Genomic DNA, 22165 nt, shown 5'->3' with positions numbered 1-22165 from the left:
GTATTTGGCCGTGTCGCGCTCTCGCCGTTACAGCAGCGCCTCGATGGCGGGCACGATGTTGGCGGGCTCCACGGGAGACTCGAATCTGCCGACTACATTGCCGCTGCGGTCAACGAGAAACTTCGTGAAGTTCCATTTGATGTCGTTATTCTCCAGACGTCCTTCCCGCTCCAGCATGGAGGAGAGGCGTTTGCCGCGCTCGTTGTCGGGGTCGAATCCTTCGAAAGGAGCCTGTTGCGTCAAATAACCGTACAACGGATGCTGATTCGGTCCCATTACGTCGATCTTGTCGAACAGCGGAAACGTTACGCCGTAATTCAACTGGCAGAACGTGTGGATTTCCTCGTTCGTGCCCGGCTCCTGCGCGCCGAATTGGTTGCACGGGAAGCCGAGGACGACCAAACCGCGGTCTTTGTATTGCTCGTACAGCTTTTGCAGCTCGGAATATTGGGGCGTCAGGCCGCATTTGCTCGCCGTATTGACGATCAGCAGCACTTTGCCCTCATACTGGTCGAGCGATACTTCCGCTCCGCGGATATTGGCTGTCTTGAATTCGTAAACTCCCATCGTTTCATTCCTCCATCGTCGATTGATGAATGCGCCGCAGTAAAGCAGTGAGCCGGTCGCGCAGCTCTTCCGTCTCCTCGGCCGGCACTCCCGCCCGGCAAAACGCCTTGCCGGGAACCTCGTATGCCCGCTCCTTCAGCTGCATCCCATCTTCGGTCAGCCGTATGCGCACATTGCGCTCATCCAGAGGGTCCCGCACGCGCTCGATCCATCCCGAGGCATCCATCTTCTTCAGCAGGGGAGTCAAGGTGCCGGAATCGAGATACATCCGTGCCCCCAATTGCTTGACGGTAACGTCGTCCTGCTCCCATAACGCCAGCAGCGCCACATATTGGGTGTACGTGAGGCCAAGCTCGTCCAGAAACGGTCGGTACAGCTTCGTGATTTCACGGGAGCAGGCATAGAGGGCGAAGCATGTCTGGTTGTCCAGTTTCAGCGCGTCATCCCGGTTCATTGCAGCCTCCGCAGCTTAAATGTTTCGCATAAAATTAAATTGTGTACAATGCAATTCTAACACAGCTCCGTTTCGCGAGTCAAAATGCGACCGTGGACAAGGAGAAGCAGGAGGTGGCGCAAGGTGTCGCGGAGAGTGAGGGGCGCTGCTCCCGATCCGAATGGCGCATTCGATACTTGACAATGCAGAAAGCCGCGGTTTCCCGCGGCTTTCGGTTCCATGTACGCATGGTCGACGTTATAGGCTCGCGTCGGCAAATTCTTGCTCGAAACGCCGTTTCATCCAAAGTCTTACTTTCCACAGGTCGGCGAGCGGTTGTCTCGTATGAGGCAGCGTCGGCATATATCCCGGAGGGCCGAATTCCGGATTGAACGTCAATACCGGCGCTCCTTCCGCACGTCTGCGGCGCGCGATCTCCAGCCACCAGCCGAGGTGGACGCGAAGCTCTTCGGCATATTCCGGCGCGCTCGGGTCCGACACTTGCGGTCCTTCGCGGTGGCCGACCCGCCCGTGAATATGGATCGTCCTGGACATGGCCAAATCCAGATGCGCCTTCTGATCCTCCAGCAAGCTCTCGCATACGTTGCACCAGTGGCTGAAGTCGGCCGTGATGCGCAGCTCCGGAAATTCCCGCAGCAGCTCCGCCGTCGTCCAGGGTGTAAACATGGCCCGGCCGCGGTGCGTTTCATGGGCGACCGGAATGCCGATTTCCCGCTCAACGATCAGCGCCTGCTCGAAAAATCTCCGGTTGTCATCGAAGCTTAAACCGTGGCGCGAGCTGTGGGAGACGATCAGCGTCGGAGCGAACGAAGCGGCACGCTCCGCATTATGCCGGAAATTGGCGATCAGATCGTCTCCTGCGCTGTGGATTTGGGCTATGTAGTCGAAGCTCCGTTCCTTCAGCAGCGATCTAAACGCCGCTTCCTCCGATCCGCCCGGCGCGCCGCATTCGATGCCCGTATAGCCGGCATCCGCAGCTTTGGCGAACAGCTCGGGCAGCGGTTCGTTCATTCCCCATCTTGCGATGAACATCTTCAGCTCCACGTTGCATCCCGTCCTTCACGGCTTTTTGTCCAGAGTATACCCATTCCTTGAAGACTCTGTCACTACCTGTATGATACAGGAACGTGAGGGCGGGCTGCAACGGCCGAATGCTTTTTCTTATTTCGTCTGCGCTTTTTGATCCTGCACCATTTTGTTGATTTTCTCGTCCACATTGCGCATCGTCGAGTTCAAATCGGTTTTGCCGGTGAAGAAATCTTGCATGCTGGCGTTGACGATATCGAACGCTTTCTGGTCCCAGTCGGTTCTTTCGTACGGATCGGCGGCGCGGGTGCCGTAGATGGCGTTCAAATCTAGCCCGGCGGCAAGCGGGTTGCCTTCGAACAGCGTTTTGCGCACATCCTGGCTGACGAGCGGCGTGACGAAGCCCATTTTGCTAAGTGCCTTCTGCACTTCGTCGGACGAGTAGTACACCGCGACCTTGAAAGCGAGCTCTTGCTGCTTCGACAGCTTGTTAATGGCGAGTCCGCCGCCGAACAGCCCCGTGCCTACGCCCGGCTTATCCTTGAACACGGGATAGGTGGTAATCCCCAGCTTAAACCCGGCTTGTGCCGCTTGGACGAAGTCGGTATCGGTGACCATGACGATATGCGGGTACATCGCAAGCGTTTTCGTTTCCAAGAACGCTTTGCGCCCGTCCCCGTGCTTGGCGCCTTCCGGGAAGTTGCCGGGTACCCCGTAAATGTCCGCATACGTTTGATAAAGCGTTTTCCAGCCCGACGCCGAGCTTACGACGGATTTGCCGGCTTTGTCGATGAACGGCAGCGACAATTGCTTCTGCATCCGGTTGACGTTAAGTCCGGCATCCAGTCCGCGGTAGGCGACGCCCTGCTCGGTGCGGGCCAGCTTCTTGGACAGCTCGATCAAATCCTGCCACGTGCTGTTCGCCTTCGGATACGTGACTCCGAATTTGTCGAACAAGTCTTTATTATAGTGCAGGACGAACGGTTGAACCGAGAACGGGATCAGCAGCAGCTCGTTTTTGCCTACGGAGTAAGACCGGACATCATTAAGGACGTACGGATCGAAGCGGTTCAGATCGACACCGTACTTTTTCACCAGCGGATCGAGATTCAGCGCCAGGTCCAGGTTCGTCAGCTCCTGCAGGTTCGTGTATCCTTGGTCGAACAGGTCGGGCGGAGCGGAAGCCAGCTGGTCCTGCAGCTTAATGTTGGTGCCGGCTTTCGTGAACGTGACGTTCGGAAACTTCTTCTTCAGCAGGCTGCGGTATTTCTGCTCGAACAGCTCGTCGGAAATACCCGTACGAATGCTGATTTCGGCCTTTTCATCCGATCCGAACGAGTCGGCGGACGCGGCTTTCGTTTCCGTCTTTTTGGAATCGGCCGTATCGGCCGGCTTCGCGTCGGAACTTTGCGCGTTATTTCCGCACGCCGCTACAATCGGCATCAGTAGAACGGCGGCCCCCATCGTCGTTATCCATCGTTGTTTGAGCATCTTGTGCTTTCCCCCTGTACGGTCGCGCAAGCGGCCCGGAAGACCGGGTATGCATACGACCTTGCTGATTTTGTATGGCTCTTGCAAGTGCCGCTTATACCGTAAAACAGAACCGGCATAGGAACAATGCACCGTTTCCGCAATCGGTTTGCCCGCGGTTACAACGGCGATTTGCGGATGATGACCCGATTTGCCGATTGTTACATCGCGTGCTTCATCCCGGAGCACGACAAAGGCGCCCGACGCTGCAGGCCGGCCGCCTTACGATGGTTTGCAGTTTTCATTTTTCCAGCATCTCGGAGAAAGGCTTGAACAGCGACTCGATCAGCGTAGTCGGTCCGGCCATGCTGCGCAGGTCGAATAAGGAGAGAACCCAGCAGACGGACAGAAGCGTCACGAAGACGGCTTTGTCCTTCTTCGGGCTGCGTTTCATTTTCGGCCACTCGTACAAGAAAATTAAGCCGATGATGACCGTCACCGCGATCATGCCGCTCCATCTCATTTTGATTTCGCCTCGCTTTCGGGAACGCCTCCGGGTACATTGATGAGCCCCGGCCTGCGGATATACGCTTCGATTGCCGTTTTGACTTTGACCTGCGGGAATCGTTCATCCCAGCGATCCTGGGATTGCTCCCATTGCTTCGGGTATTTACGGTGGAACTCTTCGGCGAATCCGAAAATATCCGCTTTCAACTCTTTCTGAACGTGACGGATCGTGGACTCGATCCGCGAGCGGATATCTTCCTTCAACCCTTCCTGCATGATAGCCAGCAGTTTCGGATTCATCGGATCGAGCTTCGTCCCGTTCTGGATCATCTCGCCTTCCGATTCGACCTTCACGAGCATGCTCCATACGCCGTCGTCGATATTTGGGGTTAACGTTACGCGCGTGCGTACGGGACTGATCGAAACGAATTCCTTCCCTTGCTCCGCTTCGACCGTGATGATGCTCTCATCCACTTCGTTTCTCAGCCACATGACGCCTCTCGTAATTTTGTCGCTTATTTTCCCGATCATTTTATCTTTTTTGAATACGGCAGTCCCGACGATGTAGGGGATCGCTTGCGATTTCTCCCGCCCTTGTTTGGGTGGCAGCACATCGATCAGCGGAACTGCGGCGGCCCCGCTAATTCCTCTCAGCATGTCCCTTAAATCTTTCATGGTCATAATCATCGCGCTGTGCAGGTCGGATAATTCCCGGATCACCTCTCCGGAATACCGCTCGAGAGGAGGATACAGCTCGAGAGTGTCGACGGCTTTCCCGCTGCTGACATACATATAAGCCCGCTCCCGAGGCTGCCGGTGGCGCAGCAGGAAATCCATTTCCTCGGCGATCCCTTGCTTCGCTTTCTCCTCTCCGAATATGTAAGTTTTGCAGTGGCCCCAAAAAATGGTGCGCGGGAGCTTCGTTTGAAGCTTGGACATCGCATCCGCCATATTCACGCCGTCGCCGGAGCGTACGACCGTCAGCTTCTGGCCTCCGCCCCCGCCTCCTCCTATGCCGCTTGCCCCTCCGCCGCCCAATGAACGGGGGATAAACACTTGTACCGCTAATTCGACTTGCCCTTCCTTGTTCATATCGACGGCCGTGCCGACGACGATGGCCAAGTCGTTCAATTCGGTCCGGTCCCAACAGCCGCCGAGCAGCGGCGCGATCGCGACACATAGTACGATCAGCATGATTCCGCGCATGATGTTCATCCCCCTTTCAACTCGCGCTTTGCGTGACGAACCCAACCGACGGCAAGCAGAAGCATTGGGAGAAAAGCCTGAAACAACATGGCATAGAACGGGTACATCGTAAAGAATTGAAACAAGGACGACACGTTCGGGACGTACCAGAAGCTTAACAGCGTAATAAGGAGTCCTAGCGGAAATACGATGGACCCATAACCGGAAAGATCCAGCAATTGCGCGGTGCCCAGAACGGCGGCGTAATAAAACAACGATAGTTTCAAGAATATGCCGAGCACCCAAATAGCCATCGCCACCGCCTCCAAATTCTCGAAAAAGTCGGCGACGCTGATATAGCGGGAAGCTACAATCAACGGATAAAGCTCGTTCGCCGTATCTTTGCCCAGCAGAAAAAGAGCGACCAAGTTGATAACCACCATCGTGAATGCGACGGCGGCGACCGATCCCGTTGCGGCTTTCAGTCCTTTATTCCGGTCGTTCACAAAAGGAAACAGAAAGGCGACTAGCAGCATCTCCGTGAAAAATCCTTGCAGCCGGACGGCGCCTTTGAAAACGGGAAGCATGCCGTGCTCGAGAACGGGAAGCGCTTTTTCCGGAGTCAGGTCCTTAAGCAGCAGAAGAATAAGGAAGAGCAGCAGCAAAGTAAACACAGGGACGATCAATTGCGCTGTTCTGCCTATGACTTCAAGTCCTCCCCTTACGGCAAAAGCGCAAACCGCGATCATGCAGCCGGATAGGACGACGATGGGAGTTTTCGGCAAGAAAAGAACCGCCAAAAACTCCGCGTAGTTTCTGAGCAGCAAGCCGGCGATATGCAAATAAAAGAAACAGATGCCCAAACCGACAACTTTGCCCGGTATCCGACCCAAAATCCGTTCTGCGGCCTGTACGATCGTCCGATCCGGATAAAGCTTATGCAGCGTATAAGCAACGTACACGACAATAAATCCGCCGAGCGACGCCAGGATAGGCGTAAGCCATAAATCAATGCCGGCATATTTGGCCGTAATCCCCGGAATTACGAGGACACCGATGCCCATCGATTGAAGATATAGGATCGCTCCCAGTTGCCAGGCGGATATTTTTCCTTTCTCCATAGCCGTTTAAGACCTCCGCAGCTGTATCTACGATTCCCCTCCGTTGGACGGATCGGGTTTTTGGTTTGGAGCTTGCCGGGACGAATTGTCCTCTCCCGTCAAATGCGGCCTTCGGTCCATCATCCATAAAGGGGCTCTTACCGCGACGTCTTTCAACTCGTTCCCTTTCGTCGGGGCAAGCGGGGACAAGAAAGGAACGCCGAAGGAGCGCAGCGTGCACATATGGACGACGATCGCGATAATTCCGATCATCACTCCGAGCAGTCCCAGCGACCCGGCGAGAAAAATGATCGGAAAGCGGAGCATTCTAATGGCAATTCCTGTGACGTAGCGCGGGATCATGAACGAGGAAATCCCGGTAATGGCCACGACGATGACCATCGGGGCTGATACTAGTCCGGCCTGCACCGCCGCTTGACCGACTACGAGCGCCCCGACGATGCTTACGGCCGCGCCGATTTGCTTGGGCAGCCGGACTCCCGCTTCGCGCAGCGCCTCGAACGTAACCTCCATAAGCAGCACCTCGACCAGTGCGGGGAAGGGGACCGCTTCGCGGGCCGCCGCCATACTAAGCAGCAGCGCGGTCGGGACCATCTCCTGATGAAAGGTCAGAATGGCTACGTAGAGCGACGGAAGAAGCAGCGAAATGCCCAGAAACAAATAGCGCAGCCAACGGATCGCCGTAGCGATCAGGAAGCGCTGGTAATAATCTTCGGCGGACTGCATCAAGGAGAAGAACGTCGTCGGGGCGACCAACGTGAATGGCGTACCCTCGACCAATATCGCGACTCGTCCTTCCAGCAAATTGGCGCACGTTACATCGGGACGTTCGGTGCTGAGTATTTGCGGAAAAGGGGAGAACGAATAGTCTTCGATCATCTCCTCGATATACCCGCTCTCCAAAATGCCGTCGATCTTGATCCGCGAGAGCCGGCTTTTCACCTCGTCGACCAGCGTCTGATCGGCGATCCCTTCGACGTAGGAAATCGCCACCTTCGTTCGGGTATAGTCGCCGATTTTCATCGCTTCAACTTTCAGGGCGGGACTTTTGATGATTCTGCGCAATTGGGAAATGTTGACGCCGATCGATTCGGTGAACCCTTCCCGCGGCCCCCGCACGACGACTTCCGCCGTCGGCTCGTCCACCGGCCGTTTCTCCCATTTGCCGAGACCGAGAACGAGGCCCCGATTATCCCCCTCGTGCAGCAATACCGGCTCGCCCCTCGAGACCGATTCGATGCAGTCGCCGATCGTGTTCGCTTCGCTTACTTTCGAAACCGATATACTGCCGCTCACCCACCGACGGGCATCCTGAAGCACGGCGCCCGACCCGTTCATGAGCGGAGTCAGCACGCAGGAACCGAGCTCCTCGATATTGGTGAGGCCTTCTATGTAAATAATCATCGCGTCGATCGTGTCCGCGATCCGGAACGGCCGGAATATGACATCCGAGCAGTTCGCATACAACGATTGAAGAATTTCCGTGTTTCGCTGGAGATCGGCTGCAAGCGGGATATCCCGCGAAGGCGCCGGCTTGGCCTCGTCGTTTTGTTTGCCGTTCCGGGCATGCCGTCTTACCCATTTATGAAGGTTGCGCACCATGCTAGCTTTGTCCTTTCTTGTTCGTTCGGAGGAGGGCGACGATCAATAGCAGAAGCGGAATGAGCGTCTCCACCGAAGTCAAATAGAACGGAATCGTTATCGATATGAAATGGGCGAGATCGGAAAAGTTGGGTAAATCCCAGAAGCTCAGGATAACGGTAATAAAACCGAGCGGCATAACGATCGGCCGATAGTCGGACAATTTCAGCCACTGGGCGGTCCCCAAGACGGCGGCGTAATAAAAAACCGATATTTTCATGAAGTTCCCGAGTATCCATATCGCCATGACGAACGCCTCCAAATTTTCGAAAAAGTTGGCCACGCTAATATACCGGAAAGCATTCAATACCGGATACAGCATGCCTGACGTTTCGGCTCCGAACAGGAACAAAATGACCAAATTCAAATAAATGAGCGTGATCGTAACGGCCAATACGGAAATCATTCCCCATTTCTTCCCTTTATGAACGTCGGACAGGAACGGGAGGAGGAAGGCGATCAGAAAATATTCGCTGAACCATGCCTGCGGGATGGCCGCGCCCGCAATTCCGGGCATGATGCCGTGTCCCATGACGGGAAACAGATTGCCGGGCTTCATATCGGGAATCAGGAGCAGCACGATGGTCAGCGGGAATATGAAAATCGGTGTGAAAATTTGGCAGACGCGTCCGATGACTTCGACCCCGCCGCGTACCGTCCACGCGCTGATGGCAACCATCGTGACGACGACGACGGTTATCGGCGTTTTGCTAAGAAAGGAGCCTGCGACGAATTCCGCATATTGCCGTACGATCAATCCGTTGGCGTGCAAATAAAACAGGATAAACAGGAGGCCGATCAGTTTCCCCGGCAAAACGCCGACAATGTTCCCGCTATATTGGATGACCGTCTGCTGCGGATATAACCGGTGCAGCTTGTAGGCGATATACACGGTCAGGATGCCGACGAGGGAGGCGTAGATCGGCGAAATCCACAAATCGTTTTTAGCGTATTTCGCCGTCACTCCCGGAAGGGTGAGAATAGCGGTAGCCACTATCGTGGGGTACATCATGACCGCCATTTGAAGCGCGGATATTTTGCCTTTCTCTAGCATGGCCTTTTTCCTCCCGGCTGCCGATGAAGGAGACTTTTCTCCACTTTTCAATATCGGCATAAAATGGAGGGATTAAACAGGCGCGTCATTCGAGAATCGTGCGGAAACCGGCTCGCGGCAGGACGACGGTTGGCCGGCCGTAGGCGAATCGATAGCCAAACGGAAAGAGCCCGCTCTCGATGAGGAGAGCGGGCTTGGCATATGAAGTGCAAAGTGTTCGATCAGCTTTTGTGCTCCGGCGTCGGAGGAACGCCGCACACGCCGTCTTCGCAGACGTCCGCCGACTCGCCGTCGGCGCCGTTAACGAAGACGAGAGGGTGAGCCTCGCTCCATACTTTGTTCAGCGTATCCGCAAACAGCTCGGTCGGCTGTGCGCCGGATATCGCATACTTGCGGTTGAAGACGAAGAAGGGAACGCCTCGAACGCCCAGCGCGGACGCTTCCTGCTCGTCCGAGCGCACTTCCGTCTTGCCCTCTTCGCCTGACAGCATGGCCGCGACTTCGTCCCGGTCGAGTCCGAGCTCCGCAGCCAATGCGGTCAGCGTCTCATGATCGCCGATATGTTTCCCTTCGGTAAAGTACGCCTGGAGCAGCCGCTCCGTCATTTCCGCCGACTTGCCGTACCGGCCGGCGAAATGCGCCAGTCGATGCGCGTCGAACGTATTGGTCGGCTTCATCATATCGAAATGATAGGTCAGCCCGACGGATTGGGCTTGCTCCCCTACGTTGAAGTTCATGGCCATAGCTTTCTCGCGGCTCATCCCGTATTTCGAAGCAAGCATATCGTGAATATCGCCAGGCAAATCGCGTTTCGAATTCGGGTCGAGCTCGAAGCTGCGGTACACGATCTCCACTTCGTTCCGGTGAGGAAATTGCTCGAGCGCCGATTCGAACCGGCGTTTGCCGATATAACAAAATGGACAAACGAAATCGGACCATATTTCCACTTTCATGATCATCACGCCCCTGTATGATATTGTAATAAGTTCGATGCGTATTGCGTCAATCTAGTAACTGATACAGTTACATGATTCGGGTGTCTACAGTATAGTTGGACCCGGAGCGGAAGTCAACACGGTATGCGGAGCGATATTTTGCAAAATCTCGTTTTGCACTCGATATACCGGGCGTGTCCAAATATAATGAAGGGAGACTTTACTTCATAAGGTTACATACTGATCGGGAGCGAAATGATGTCCATGCGGCGATTAATGGCAAGAATCTGCTTTATTATTGTACTTCTGGTGCCTTTGTACGGATTATATCATTCTATGAATTCCGAATACCGGAACCCCGAAGCGAAGAACGGGCTGCTCGATCTGAGCGAGTGGAGCTTCCGTGAAGACGGGACGGTCCGCCTGTCGGGGGAATGGGAGTTTTACCGAAGCCGGCTTCTCGGTCCGGAGCATTTCGCGGAGTTCGGGTCGGAGGCTTCTCCGGCTCCGGAACCGGCCCGCATAGTCAGTATACCCGGCAAATGGAATTCGTACCTATCGGAGGACGGTAAACCGTCGGACACCGGTTACGGCACGTTCCGGCTCCGCATCCTGCTTGACGGTTCGGCCGATGCGGTGTACGGCATTGAAACGACTAATATCCGGATGGCGAACCGGATATTCCTGAATGGCATGGAAGTCGGCTCCAGCGGGATACCGGGCGAATCGCCGGAGAGGAGCGAGCAGGAAAATACCCCGTACGTCGGATTCGCCCAAGTATCCGGGAACACGGTCGATATTATCGTTCAAGTTTCCAACTATAATTACTCTTCGGGCGGGATGATATACCCGATCGTGTTCGGGGATCAGCATTCCGTCACGAAATCCCGCGAATGGAAATTGTTCGCGGATTGGATGTCCTCTGCAGGGTTTGTCATACCCGGTCTGTTCTTTCTTCTGCTGTACCGTATGCGCAGGCAAGAGACGTCTTTGCGCTACCTGGGCCTTTTCTGTCTGTCCAGCCTCGTCTATGTGCTGACTCACGGGGAGAAGCTGCTCGGGGCGGCTTTCGATGGATTGCCGTACGAGCTGTTTTTGAAAATTCAGGTCATTTCCTCGGTGCTTGTGCATTATTTCCTGCTGAAATACGTTTCGGGTTCCGTCACCCGCCCGACATCCCGGTCCGTGCTGCTCCCGTTTCAGGCGGCGACCGGCGTGCTGCTGCTCATTGCCGTCTGTTTGCCGGCACTCGTTTATTCCCGATTGGAAGCCATTTACTTTACTTATGCTTTCTTCATCGTCTTGTACGTGGCGTATGTACTGCTAAGAGATATACGCTATCGCTCCAAAGACGTGTTCTATATTCTGTTGAGCGTGCAGAGCATCGTCGTTATTATTGCCGTAAGCATATTGAATGTAGTCGGTCTTCTGGCGGACCAGATGCTCGTTCCGGTCGAGATGCTGATCTTCGTCATCGCACAGGCATTGCTGCTTGCGGAGCGTTTCGCGCGATCGTTCCGCGAGGTGGAGCAGCTCTCGCAGCGGCTGCTTACGCTGGACGGGCTCAAGGACGAATTTATGGCGAATACGTCCCATGAGCTGCGCACCCCGCTGCACGGCATCGTCAACATCGCGGAATCGCTGCTGGCGGGAGCCGGAGGAGCGCTGAACGGGAAACAGGCGAACGATTTATCGATGATCGTATCGACCGGGAAACGGCTGACCTTGCTCATCAACGACATTCTCGACTTCTCCCGGCTCAAAAACGGAGACATCGTGCTGCAGCGACGGGCGGTTGATTTAAAGGCGGTCGCGGCATCCGTACTCGAAGTGATCGGGCGAATGACGGGCAAGAAAGAAATTCGCTTCGTTCAACAATGGCCGGACCGGCTGCCTCTGCTCGATACTGACGAGAACAGGCTACAGCAAATTTTGTTCAATTTACTGGGCAATGCGGTTAAGTTTACGAGTCAAGGAGAAATTCGGATATATGCAGAAACTGCGGGCAGTCAAGTAAAAATATTCGTCGCCGATACCGGTATCGGCATTCCCAAAGACCGCATCGCCACCCTGTTCAGGGCGTTCGATGACACCGAAGCGGCGATCGACATGGAGCATGGCGGAACGGGACTCGGTCTGAGCATTACGAAAAAGCTGGTGGAGCTGAACGGCGGGACGATCGGAGTCGAATCGGAGCCCGGCCGGGGAACCGTCTTTTGCTTCACGCTCCCTTCGGCGGGCAGCATGACCGATACCGGCCAGGGAGATACCGCGGTTTACGCTCCTTCCGTCCGTCCCGGCGAAATCGCTCCCGTAGTCGGAAAGGGCCGTACCGAATTTACCGTTCTTGTCGTCGATGACGACCTGGTGAATTTACAAGTGATGTACAATCTGCTCAGTGTCGACAATTGTGCGGTCATCACGGCGGACAATGGGGAAGAGGCGCTCGCCCTCCTATCCCGGACGCCACAGCTCGATTGTGTCGTAGTCGATTGGATGATGCCCGGCATGACCGGACTCGAGCTGTGCCGGAACATCCGGGAGCGTTATTCGCTCACCGCGCTGCCCATTCTGATGCTTACGGCAAGAAGCCGTGCGGAGGACGTGCAAGCCGGATTTCAGGCGGGAGCGAACGACTTCTTGAGCAAGCCCGTCGATGCCGGGGAGCTTCGGGCCCGCATCCGCACCTTGCTTGCGCTGCGCAAATCGGTCAGGACGGAGGTGCGGACGGAGATGGCGTTTTTGCAGGCGCAAATCAAGCCTCATTTTCTATACAACGCGCTGAATACGATTATTGCTTTATGTCCGGTCGATCCGGGGAAAACGACGCTGCTCCTAATCGAGCTGAGTCAATATTTGCGTGCCAGCTTCGATTTTCAGAATCGGGAACGTCTCGCTCCGCTCGAGAAGGAGCTGGAGCTGGTCAAGTCCTACTTGATTTTGGAAAAAGCCCGGTTCGACGAACGGCTTCAGGTGGAGTACGATATCAGCGGAAATATGCGCTGCCTGATTCCTCCACTGACGATCCAGCCGATCGTCGAGAATGCGGTGAGACACGGAATTATGCGGCGAGCAGCCGGAGGAACGGTCCGGATAGCCGTGTCGGAATCGAACGGCAGCGTTGTCGTAGCCGTATCCGACGACGGCGTAGGGATGACCTCCGAACGGCTGAACGATGTCCTGTCCGACAAGGATGGCAGCGGCGTAGGGCTGAGAAACATCCACCGTCGTCTCTTGACGCTGTATGGACGGGGTCTGAATGTTGAAAGTGAACGGAACCGCGGGACGACCGTCCGCTTCGAATTGTCGGCCGATTATGAACCGGATGAAAGGGGCGACAGCATTGAAAGCGATATTGATCGATGACGAGAAGCCGGCTCTTCTCCATCTGGAGCGTCTGCTGAACCATGACGGCCGTATCGAGGTGGCGGGCAAATACACTTCCGCCCGGGAAGGGCTCGAGCATCTATCGGCGAATAAGGCGGATATCGTCTTCCTGGATATCGAGATGCCGGAAATGAACGGCTTGGAAGCGGCCGAATATATCCGGCAATTGGATCGGGACGTAAGAATCGTATATACGACCGCCTATTCCGAGTATGCGATCGAAGCGTTCGAGCTGAATGCCCTCGACTACTTGCTGAAGCCGATCCATCCCGATCGTCTGTCCAAGACGGTGGAGCGCGTCTCGGATATCGGCCGGCACCATGCCGGCAGGACCGGCTCGGCGAAGCCGGACAATCCGATGGTCCTTTGCTTCAAACGGCTGATGCTGGCCGACCTTGCGGAGTCGGGCGGCAAACTGAGATGGAGAACGATGAAGGCGCAGGAGCTGTTTGCGTTTCTGATTCATCATAAGGGACTATGGCTGGACAGAGAGCTGCTCATCGATACGTTATGGCCCGAAACCGAGCCGGACAAAGCCGTCACTTACTTGCATACGTCCATCTCCCAAGTCAGGAAAGTGTTGAAAGACTGGGGGGTGGAGGCGGCGATCGAATATGCGCAGGAGAGCTATCGCCTCCTCGCTCAAGGGATCGTTACGGACGTGGAGCGGTTCGAGCGGGAGATCGGCGCTTGCTCGCCCATCCAGGAGCAAAACCGCGACCGGTACGAACGCGCCTTGGAGCTGTACCGCGGCGATTATTTGGAAGAGCACGATTTCGGCTGGGCGGAGCCGAGAAGAAGGGAACTGCTGCAGCAATATGTCGAGGCGGCCCAAAATTACGCGGAATACGAAATGAGCCGGGGGAACGATCCACGGGCCTTGCGCTGCCTGATCGCTCTTCAAGAAAAGGACCCGTATTCCGATGCGGCGTGCCGGCTCATCATGCAGGCATACGCGCGAATGGGCGACTTCGGAGCATTGAAGGCTAGCTATGAAGCGTTCGCCTACGTGATCCGGAAAGAATTGGGCGTGGACCCGGAACCGAAGACGAAACGGCTGTACGAACGGCTTCTGGACACCCTGGAATAGTAGAATGCAGTACGAGGCAGATAACGAGAGCAAAAGACAGATAGCGGCGGATGGAAACGCTGCCTTCCGTTGCGGGAGGCTTAATAGTGTCTCATTCCGTCTTCCTTCCGGCTTTACAGGGTACGGTTGAAGGAGTATGATGCATAGAGCATGAATCCATAAGGAACTTTAACGGAATCGTAAGTCAGGCGGTGATTCCGTTAAAGTTCATAAGTCTGCAATCGCTGAATTCTGCTGCAAGCAGAAGCGGGGAAACCAACGAAGCCGCACGCAACCTGAAAGTCGCGGTTTCACGGGGTGAATCGCTTGAGCCGCAAGGCATAAGCGTAGGGCGACTCCAACGTCCGAATCCGTCAGCTAACCTCGTAAGCGTTTCGGAGAGGCAACCGTAAACGCGCGTTCGTCATGGCTTATTTGCCATGTCTTCGAGAAGCCGCGGGAAAGGTCCTCTTTCCTGCGGCTTCTTTGTGCTGATAGGGGAATCCATGCCTTGCATTATAACTTCGGAGGGTCGGCCATGTACGTTTTTTTCGTCAGTTTCATCCTGCTGTTCTTGCTCGGTCTGCTGTTTGTGCCATTCGTAGGCTTGAGGCTGTCCCGCGGAGGACCGTTCGTCAAGACCGATTGGCGCAAGACGGTTGCATTCTCCGTGGCGCAAGCTCTCGTGCTTGCTTCCATCGCAACGGTCTGGATCAAGTAAGAGCCGTCGGGTTATGCTGCCTAATCTCGAACCGGCATGAAGATGATCTAAATCGCGCATTGTTTATGCCGCCCTTCGCATAATAAGATACATGTATTGGAGATTGACGCCGCATATCGGACCAATCGTCGGAACGAACATCCGATCCATCGTACAATCGCATATCCTGGAATGGACGAAGAGACATTTTCTTGAGACGAGAGGGGAAACTAAGCATGGCCACCATTCAAACGGCGCCGGAAACGGCAACTGCAGCACGCGAATACGTCCGGGAAGTTTACGAGACGGTTATCAAAAGAAATCCTCATGAGAAGGAATTCCATCAAGCGGTTAAAGAAATCGTAGACTCTCTTGTTCCCGTCTTCGAGAAACATCCGCATTATATGAAGAGCGGTATTCTTGAGAGAATCGTAGAGCCGGAGCGCGTCATCACCTTCCGTGTGCCTTGGGTCGATGACCAGGGCAAAGTGCAAGTAAACCGCGGCTTCCGCGTTCAATTCAACAGCGCAATCGGTCCTTACAAAGGCGGGCTGCGCTTCCATCCTTCCGTCAGCGCGAGCATCATCAAATTTTTGGGCTTCGAGCAAATTTTCAAAAACTCATTGACCGGCCAACCGATCGGCGGGGGCAAAGGCGGCTCGGACTTCGATCCGAAAGGCAAATCCGACAACGAAGTTATGCGCTTTACGCAAAGCTTCATGACGGAATTGTACCGCTATATCGGACCGGACGTTGACGTACCGGCCGGAGATATCGGCGTAGGCGCCAGAGAAATCGGCTACATGTTCGGACAGTACAAGCGTATTCGCAGCGGCAACGAAGCGGGCGTCTTGACGGGCAAGAGCATCATCTACGGCGGAAGCTTGGCAAGAACGGAAGCAACAGGCTATGGCTGCGTTTATTTCGTCGGGGAAATGCTGAAATCGATCGGCTGGTCCTTCGGCGAGAGCACGGTAGTCGTATCCGGCTCCGGCAACGTTTCGATCTATGCGATCGAGAAGGCTCAGCAGCTCGGTGCGAAGGTTGTAGCTTGCAGCGACTCGAACGGCTACGTTTACGATCCGAACGGCATCAAGCTCGAAACCGTAAAACGGTTGAAAGAGGTTGAGCGCAAACGGATCAGCGAATACGTCAAGGAGCATCCGGGTGCCGTCTATACCGAAGGCTGCACGGGCATCTGGTCCATTCCTTGCGATATCGCGCTGCCTTGCGCAACGCAAAACGAAATCGACGAGGAGTCGGCGAAGCTGCTCGTAGCGAACGGCGTCAAAGCGGTCGGCGAAGGCGCCAACATGCCTTCCACGCTCGAAGCGATCGAAGTGTTCCTGGCAGCTGGCGTTCAATTCGGACCGGCTAAAGCGGCCAATGCAGGCGGCGTAGCGGTATCGGCACTCGAAATGGCCCAAAACAGCATGCGTTACTCGTGGTCGTTCCACGAAGTGGACGACAAGCTGCACGAAATTATGAAAAACATTTACCGCAACAGCGTCAAAGCTGCCGAAGAATACGGTCATCCGGGTAATCTCGTAGTGGGCGCGAACATTGCCGGCTTCTTGAAAGTTGCCGACGCGATGATGCTGCACGGCGTAGTATAAGGATCCCCCAAAAGTGAAGAAGGGCTTCGAAGCTTATTCCGATTACTTTCGGGGGAGCCCACGAAGACCCAAAAGTCAAGGGCAAAAATAAAGGGAAATGGACGCAATGCGTTCATTTCCCTTTTCTATTCGTTATTGAACTGGCCGACCGTGGCGAAATACGTTTTGATGAAATCGTGGAACAGCTTCTCCGTCGGCGGCAGTTCCCGGTTGGCCGGCGTAATGACTCCGACGGTGCGCGTCACCTGCGGATCCTGAAAATGGATTCTGACGGTGGAGCGCGGTATGCTGTCGTTCAGGGCGATCTCGGGCAGCAGCGTAATGCCCAGGCCCGCTGCAACCAAACCTTTGATCGCGTCGATATCGTCGCCCTCGAACGAAATCTGCGGTTCGAATCCTTGGGCGGCACAAGCGTTTATGACAAGCTCCCGCAATATATATCCTTCGGGAAACAGGACGAACATATCGTTGCGCAGCTGGCTCAGCTTCAAGGACGGCTGATCGGCCAGAGGATGGTTCGCGGGCAGCAGCGCGACGATCCGTTCGAGGAAGAGCGTATCTCCGTTGATCTGCTTCCCGCCCTTCGGAACAGGGCCGATGAGCGACAAATTCAACGTTCCTTTGGAAACCAGATCGATCAGCTCCCGATACGATCCGTGCTGCAGCTGGAATTGAACTTGCGGATACTGCTCGCGAAATGCGGAGATGGCCATCGGCAGCACATGGGAAGCGAGACTGCTCGGAAAACCGATCCGTACGGTCCCCTTCTGCGGGTCCAGAAATTCTCCGATTTCCTGTTGGGCTTTCTCGATGACCTTCATTGCTTGTTCCATGTGGCCGAGAAACAATTTGCCGATCGGAGTGAGTCTCACTTTACGGCCGTCCCGAATGAACAGGTCGACGCCGAGCTCCGCCTCCAGCTTGAATATTTGGCGGCTGACCGCCGACTGGGCCACATGCAGCACGTAGGAAGCTTCGGTAACGTGCTCCAGCTTGGCGACCTCGATAAAATATTGAATTTGCCTTAATTCCACTCTCGAACATCACCGCCAGTAGTTACGAACTTTAACGGAATTTCCGACCTGCATTCCGTTAAAGTCCTTATCATAACGTGTAAGGTTTAGCGCTTCCCCTATTGTACAACAAACCGGCAATTAATAAAACAACTGCTATGCCCATCGGTGTTGTAGGAATAAGAGGCATGCCATTTTGCTGCGGGTCTTAACGCATAATAGCCTCACTAATATGCCGGAATATAGTAGAATAGATATAGAGCAAGAAGATCCGAGGCGGGGGAGCGAGGGCATGAGGCGAATTTATGGGCGAACGGCCGTGATGACGGCGATTTTGGCGGCAGGGACCGTATTCGGATGGCTGTATATGGAGAACAAGAAGGAACAGCCGCGCTCGGCTTCCGCAGGACAATCGGGCGGAGACGGGATGCAGGGCACGACGGTCCGGCAGCCGGACGACCTGCTGAGATGGTGGGACGAACGGCTCAAGGAGGCGGAACGGGACGGGAAATGGGACGTTGCCGCCGATTACGCCTTGCGCAAGGCCGCTTACTTTCGCAGTGAGAACCGGGAGAAGGAAGCGGAGCAATGGTATTCCGCCAGCGATACGTATTGGTCCAAGGCCGGGACCCGGGACAGTCGTTTCTACGATGATGCGATTCCGGTTCCGGGGAGCGTCACATTAACGCCGTATGTCGGCATTGCCGAAAGCGGGAATCGGCCGCTCGCCAAGTTCGAGCCGAAGTCAGGCGCTTATTTGGGCATGTTCGGCATCTTCGATTACCCGTCCGTGGAGAAGACGTTCGGACGGTACCATCCGATCGGTCTTCATTATGCGGGCTGGCGGAAGGACGAGAACGATACGCGGAACTATTTCCCGACAAGGACGATCAACAGCGTCAAAGCGGCGGGAGCGGGAGGCGCCCTGCAGATCGGCTGGGAGCCGCAATACGGGCTGGATACCGTCAAGGACGACGAGTACGTGCGCTCTTTCGCGCGGCAAGCCAAGGAAGCAGGAATTCCGATCTTTTTGCGTTACGCGTCGGAGATGAACGGGGCTTGGGTGCCTTGGTACGACGAGCCGCAGAAATATGTGGAGAAGTTTAGGCTCATATCCCGGATCATGAAGGAGGAAGCGCCCAATGTGGCGATGGTATGGTCCCCGAACTTTTGGCCGCAGGACAATATCGACGCTTATTATCCGGGCGACGAGTATGTCGATTGGGTCGGGTTCTCGCTTTATTCGACGCCTTACTATGACGGAAAAGAAGATTTCAGCAAAAACCAGATCGATTACTTCATCCCGCTCTACGAGAAATATAAGCATAAACCGATCATGATCGCGGAAGGAGCGATTTCCCACTACAATACGAAGCTGAATACGAGCCATGCGAAATGGGCCGAAGGGCAGGTCGCCATCATGTACGGCTATCTTCCGAAGATGTTCCCTCAGGTGAAAGCGATAACATACTTCAATATGAGCCGAAGCAGAAGCGAAAGCTTGAAGAGCGAATTTATTTACGACATGGTGGATAACCGCCATATGTTCGATCAATACCGCAGACTGATCCGGAGTGACTATTTCTTGGCGAAAGTGGAGCAGGGCAGCTCGACTGCGGACAATGTCCGCTACGTTCCGCTGGAAACGGCTCCCGGCTTGCAAGGCAAGCATAAGCTGTTCGTGTATCCCGACATGCCGTACGACAACCAGCCCCATTCCGTCGCCGTCATGCAGGGCAATAAGCGGCTTGCCGTCGCATATGAGGTTCCGTGGGAGGTCGAGATCGATTTCTCTTCGCTGCAGGCCGGAGTACCGTTAACGATCGCCGCTTATAACGGCAAACACGAAACGATCGCGACACAAACGTTCAATTGGTCGAAGCGCTGATCGCCGCATGGAATCGGAGGGAGAGCCAACAAGGTGAAGAAAGTCATCATCGCGTTGACGGTAGCGGGAGGCTTGACCGCCGTTGCGGCAGGCGCCGCCTTTATGCCGCGATCGTCCGCGCATACGTCTAGCGATAACACCGTCGAGCTTCCGGTAACGGCCGCGCTTGCCGGCGGCGGATCTCCGGAGACGGCTCCTCCGGCTCCGGAGATCGCTATAAGCGTGTCCGATGCCGCGAAACCGCCGCCGTCGGACGAAGGCAGCGTTTCAGTAGCGCCGCTTCCGCTGCCGCCCGAGGCAATGATTGAAGTGCCTGTAATCGAACAGCTCCCCGAGCTGTTCAACGGCTGCGAGGTTACGAGCTTGGCTATGCTGCTTGAGGCCGCGGGCCACCCGGTCGACAAGATGGAGCTTGCAGACCGGGTGGCCAAAGATACGACTCCTGTCGTATGGAGCGAAGACGGAGGGGTCGAATCGTGGGGCAACCCGGACATCGGCTTCGTAGGCGATATGACCGGAGAAACCGATGGGTTCGGCGTATATCACGGACCGGTGTTCCAGCTGCTGGCGGAAATATTGCCGGGTCGGGCGGAGGATTTGACGGAGGAGCCGTTCGATAAGCTGCTTGCGGCGGTTGCGGACGGCAGGCCGGTCGTCATTTGGACGAACATCAATTTTGCTCCGGAGACGGTGATGGAAACGTGGCTAAGCGACGCGGGGCCGGTTCTGATGTCGTGGAACGAGCATGCCGTGCTGCTTGTCGGCTATGACGCCGATTATTTCTATGTCAACGATCCCTTCGACGGTACGGCGGCCAAGGCTATCGAGCGGGATACGCTGATTTCGTCGTGGCTTCAGATGGGGAGCCAGGCCGTGACGTACAAGAGCTGACGTTTGCGGAAGAACATACACGAGAATTGTTCTTTTCATTCGGAACGGACGGATGTACAATCAGGCGAGAGACGTTTCTTGTCGCAACCTTCGGCATAGCGGTATATTGCCGTGGAAAACGCATGGGGAAGGAATACGGATGATGTCGAGCACGAAAGTAAACAAATGGGGTATTTTGCAAATTGTCAACATGGGGACGCTCATCTCGACGCTGGACGTCGGGATCGTCAACGTATCGCTGCCGATTATGGCGAAGCAATTCTCGGTATCTCTCGCCCAGATTCAATGGGCGGCGACTGTCTATCTGCTGACGATGGTCGTGCTGCTTCCGTTTCTCGGCAAGCTGTCCGACCGATTGGAGCGGCGCAAAGTATACAGCTGCGGATTTCTCGTATTCGGGATCGGCTCGATGTGCATCGCCCTCTCGCAAGGCTTCGTCGCCCTGCTGCTGTCGCGCTGCCTGCAAGGGATCGGGGCCACGATGATTATGGCGAACAGCCAGGCGATGGTGCGGCAAGTATTTCCGGATCACGAACGCGGACGAGCCTTAGGCGTGAATGCGATCGTCATCTCGATCGGCACTTTGTCGGGACCCGCGATCGGCGGATTCATGCTCGAATTCGTCGAATGGCCGTGGCTGTTCTGGATCAATGTGCCGATCGCATTGGCGGCGTGCGTGCTCGGCATGCGGTGGTTCCCGCGCGGGAAGAGCGAATCGGCCAAGACGCCGTTCGACTTCGTCGGCGTGTTCCTGCTGGCTGCGGGCGCCTGCCTGCTCATGATGGCGGCCGAGTCGGTGAAGAAAGAGTCGGCTTTCTCGACGGTTGCATGGGTCGAGGGCATGATCGGCATTGCCCTGCTGATCGCTCTTTGGCTGCAAGGGCGGCGCATCGACTATGGCGTACTGGACCGGGAGCTGTTCCGCCACCGCAAAGTATGGCTCGGCAATGCCAGCTCGTTTCTGATCAATTTGGCGCAGACGGCTACGCTTATTCCGGTCACGTTTTACTTGCAGAGCCAGCTCGGCTATTCCGCTTGGGCAACCGGCGCACTGCTTATGCTCCAGCCGCTCGCGATGGGCGTGATCGCTCCGTTCGCGGGCTGGTTCCGCGACAAATACGGGGGAGCGGCGCCGATTGCCGCCGGGTCGCTCTTCTGTGCGTTATCGATGCTCTTCGTCGCGCTGCTGCCGGAAGTGACGGCGATCGGCGTCGGTCTGCAGCTGGCGGTGTTCGGCGTAGGCATCGGGCTGTTCCATGCGACGAACAATGCGGAAATTATGAGCGCGGCTCCCGCATCGAAAAGCAGCTTGGCCGGTAGTTTGCTCGCCATGGTCCGCTATCTCGGCCAAATCGCCGGTATCGGCTTGGCAACGCTGCTTGTCGGCTCGATGGGCGCAGCGGGTGGAGAAGGGGAGTCGTTCGGCGTCCCGATCCGGATCTTGTTCGGCATCTGCTTCCTGTTCTGTTTGGCGGTGACGCTGGCGGGCCGGCTGCTGCCGAAGAGCAAGCCGGAGACGACAGGCGTCTCGGCGTAAATAGCGAAAGTCCGGAGCTTGATCAGGCTCCGGACTTTTGTGTTTTATGGGTGTTGCTCGAAATGAGGTGTGGAAATATCGCCCGTTTTCTGCAAACGGGCATC

At 55.6% G+C, this 22165-nt stretch carries 18 protein-coding genes and 1 riboswitch; of the genes, 7 read left to right on the top strand and 11 right to left on the bottom strand.

Features of this window, described 5'->3' with window-relative positions:
* Positions 1 to 27: 27 nt before the first annotated feature.
* From FE783_RS14700 to FE783_RS14655, 10 genes are all read right to left on the bottom strand, one after another.
* Entirely contained in the window at positions 28 to 567 is a 540-nt protein-coding gene (locus FE783_RS14700; protein WP_138880136.1) for a glutathione peroxidase, read from the bottom strand.
* Positions 568 to 571: 4 nt separating this feature from the next.
* Positions 572 to 1021 (bottom strand): MarR family winged helix-turn-helix transcriptional regulator, encoded by a 450-nt coding sequence (locus tag FE783_RS14695; RefSeq protein ID WP_138880135.1) that lies wholly within the window; start codon positions 1019 to 1021, stop codon positions 572 to 574.
* A 237-nt stretch (positions 1022 to 1258) separates the two neighbouring features.
* On the bottom strand, positions 1259 to 2065 hold the full coding sequence (locus FE783_RS14690; protein WP_158301806.1) for a sugar phosphate isomerase/epimerase family protein: 807 nt from the start codon (positions 2063 to 2065) through the stop codon (positions 1259 to 1261).
* A 117-nt stretch (positions 2066 to 2182) separates the two neighbouring features.
* Positions 2183 to 3538, bottom strand: coding sequence for an ABC transporter substrate-binding protein (locus FE783_RS14685; protein WP_138880134.1), 1356 nt, complete (start codon positions 3536 to 3538; stop codon positions 2183 to 2185).
* A gap of 280 nt (positions 3539 to 3818) precedes the next feature.
* Positions 3819 to 4040: a hypothetical protein gene (locus FE783_RS14680; RefSeq protein ID WP_138880133.1), complete on the bottom strand. Its 222-nt coding sequence runs from the start codon at positions 4038 to 4040 to the stop codon at positions 3819 to 3821.
* Positions 4037 to 5230, bottom strand: coding sequence for a Ger(x)C family spore germination protein (locus FE783_RS14675; protein ID WP_238403091.1), 1194 nt, complete (start codon positions 5228 to 5230; stop codon positions 4037 to 4039). Before FE783_RS14675 ends, FE783_RS14680 begins: the two co-directional genes overlap by 4 nt.
* A gap of 5 nt (positions 5231 to 5235) precedes the next feature.
* Positions 5236 to 6330 carry a GerAB/ArcD/ProY family transporter gene (locus FE783_RS14670; RefSeq protein WP_138880132.1) on the bottom strand — a complete coding sequence of 365 codons (1095 nt, stop codon included), beginning with the start codon at positions 6328 to 6330 and terminating at the stop codon, positions 5236 to 5238.
* 27 nt (positions 6331 to 6357) lie between these two features.
* The gene (locus tag FE783_RS14665; RefSeq protein ID WP_138880131.1) at positions 6358 to 7932 is read right to left on the bottom strand and encodes a spore germination protein; all 1575 of its coding nucleotides are present in this window, start codon (positions 7930 to 7932) and stop codon (positions 6358 to 6360) included.
* 1 nt (position 7933) lies between these two features.
* Complete coding sequence (locus FE783_RS14660) at positions 7934 to 9025, bottom strand: GerAB/ArcD/ProY family transporter (RefSeq protein WP_138880130.1); 1092 nt, start codon at positions 9023 to 9025, stop codon at positions 7934 to 7936.
* A gap of 221 nt (positions 9026 to 9246) precedes the next feature.
* Positions 9247 to 9978: a DsbA family oxidoreductase gene (locus FE783_RS14655; RefSeq protein WP_138880129.1), complete on the bottom strand. Its 732-nt coding sequence runs from the start codon at positions 9976 to 9978 to the stop codon at positions 9247 to 9249.
* Between the two features lie 318 nt (positions 9979 to 10296).
* On the opposite strand from FE783_RS14655, the gene FE783_RS14650 reads away from it, so the two are divergent.
* The 4 genes from FE783_RS14650 to gdhA all read left to right on the top strand — a co-directional run bounded on the left by FE783_RS14650 (position 10297) and on the right by gdhA (position 16732).
* Positions 10297 to 13326, top strand: coding sequence for a hybrid sensor histidine kinase/response regulator (locus FE783_RS14650; RefSeq protein WP_338015853.1), 3030 nt, complete (start codon positions 10297 to 10299; stop codon positions 13324 to 13326).
* Positions 13304 to 14437 (top strand): response regulator, encoded by a 1134-nt coding sequence (locus tag FE783_RS14645; RefSeq protein ID WP_138880127.1) that lies wholly within the window; start codon positions 13304 to 13306, stop codon positions 14435 to 14437. The genes FE783_RS14650 and FE783_RS14645 overlap by 23 nt, the downstream gene beginning before the upstream one ends.
* A 212-nt stretch (positions 14438 to 14649) precedes the next feature.
* Positions 14650 to 14824: riboswitch (cyclic di-AMP (ydaO/yuaA leader) on the top strand.
* A gap of 130 nt (positions 14825 to 14954) precedes the next feature.
* Complete coding sequence (locus FE783_RS14640) at positions 14955 to 15137, top strand: hypothetical protein (RefSeq protein WP_138880126.1); 183 nt, start codon at positions 14955 to 14957, stop codon at positions 15135 to 15137.
* A gap of 215 nt (positions 15138 to 15352) precedes the next feature.
* Positions 15353 to 16732, top strand: a complete 1380-nt coding sequence (gene gdhA / locus FE783_RS14635; protein ID WP_138880125.1) for an NADP-specific glutamate dehydrogenase — start codon at positions 15353 to 15355, stop codon at positions 16730 to 16732.
* 125 nt (positions 16733 to 16857) lie between these two features.
* Here the strand turns inward: gdhA and gltC are convergent, their stop codons facing one another.
* Positions 16858 to 17766, bottom strand: a complete 909-nt coding sequence (gltC, locus tag FE783_RS14630) for a glutamate biosynthesis transcriptional regulator GltC (RefSeq protein WP_138880124.1) — start codon at positions 17764 to 17766, stop codon at positions 16858 to 16860.
* 271 nt (positions 17767 to 18037) lie between these two features.
* On the opposite strand from gltC, the gene FE783_RS14625 reads away from it, so the two are divergent.
* The 3 genes from FE783_RS14625 to FE783_RS14615 all read left to right on the top strand — a co-directional run bounded on the left by FE783_RS14625 (position 18038) and on the right by FE783_RS14615 (position 22061).
* Positions 18038 to 19633 (top strand): glycoside hydrolase family 26 protein, encoded by a 1596-nt coding sequence (locus FE783_RS14625; protein ID WP_158301805.1) that lies wholly within the window; start codon positions 18038 to 18040, stop codon positions 19631 to 19633.
* Between the two features lie 33 nt (positions 19634 to 19666).
* Entirely contained in the window at positions 19667 to 20524 is an 858-nt protein-coding gene (locus tag FE783_RS14620; RefSeq protein WP_138880122.1) for a C39 family peptidase, read from the top strand.
* A gap of 139 nt (positions 20525 to 20663) precedes the next feature.
* A complete protein-coding gene (locus FE783_RS14615; RefSeq protein ID WP_158301804.1) occupies positions 20664 to 22061 on the top strand; it encodes an MFS transporter in 1398 nt (465 codons plus the stop codon).
* The last annotated feature ends 104 nt before the right edge of the window (positions 22062 to 22165 follow it).

Origin of the sequence: Paenibacillus mesophilus (genome assembly GCF_005938385.1) — a bacterium.
Taxonomy (GTDB): Bacteria; Bacillota; Bacilli; order Paenibacillales; family NBRC-103111; genus Paenibacillus_AB; species Paenibacillus_AB mesophilus.
The sequence above is the reverse complement of the archived record's forward strand: the minus strand, read 5'-3'. Positions and strand labels throughout refer to the sequence as shown.

Coding starts and splice junctions, on each gene's coding strand:
- FE783_RS14625 (WP_158301805.1), top strand. CDS start 18,038: ATGAGGCGAATTTATGGGCGAACGGCCGTGATGACGGCGATTTTGGCG.
- FE783_RS14675 (WP_238403091.1), bottom strand. CDS start 5,230: ATGCGCGGAATCATGCTGATCGTACTATGTGTCGCGATCGCGCCGCTG.
- FE783_RS14685 (WP_138880134.1), bottom strand. CDS start 3,538: ATGCTCAAACAACGATGGATAACGACGATGGGGGCCGCCGTTCTACTG.
- FE783_RS14665 (WP_138880131.1), bottom strand. CDS start 7,932: ATGGTGCGCAACCTTCATAAATGGGTAAGACGGCATGCCCGGAACGGC.
- gdhA (WP_138880125.1), top strand. CDS start 15,353: ATGGCCACCATTCAAACGGCGCCGGAAACGGCAACTGCAGCACGCGAA.
- FE783_RS14695 (WP_138880135.1), bottom strand. CDS start 1,021: ATGAACCGGGATGACGCGCTGAAACTGGACAACCAGACATGCTTCGCC.
- FE783_RS14680 (WP_138880133.1), bottom strand. CDS start 4,040: ATGAGATGGAGCGGCATGATCGCGGTGACGGTCATCATCGGCTTAATT.
- FE783_RS14640 (WP_138880126.1), top strand. CDS start 14,955: ATGTACGTTTTTTTCGTCAGTTTCATCCTGCTGTTCTTGCTCGGTCTG.
- FE783_RS14670 (WP_138880132.1), bottom strand. CDS start 6,330: ATGGAGAAAGGAAAAATATCCGCCTGGCAACTGGGAGCGATCCTATAT.
- FE783_RS14700 (WP_138880136.1), bottom strand. CDS start 567: ATGGGAGTTTACGAATTCAAGACAGCCAATATCCGCGGAGCGGAAGTA.
- FE783_RS14615 (WP_158301804.1), top strand. CDS start 20,664: ATGATGTCGAGCACGAAAGTAAACAAATGGGGTATTTTGCAAATTGTC.
- FE783_RS14660 (WP_138880130.1), bottom strand. CDS start 9,025: ATGCTAGAGAAAGGCAAAATATCCGCGCTTCAAATGGCGGTCATGATG.
- FE783_RS14650 (WP_338015853.1), top strand. CDS start 10,297: ATGAATTCCGAATACCGGAACCCCGAAGCGAAGAACGGGCTGCTCGAT.
- FE783_RS14655 (WP_138880129.1), bottom strand. CDS start 9,978: ATGAAAGTGGAAATATGGTCCGATTTCGTTTGTCCATTTTGTTATATC.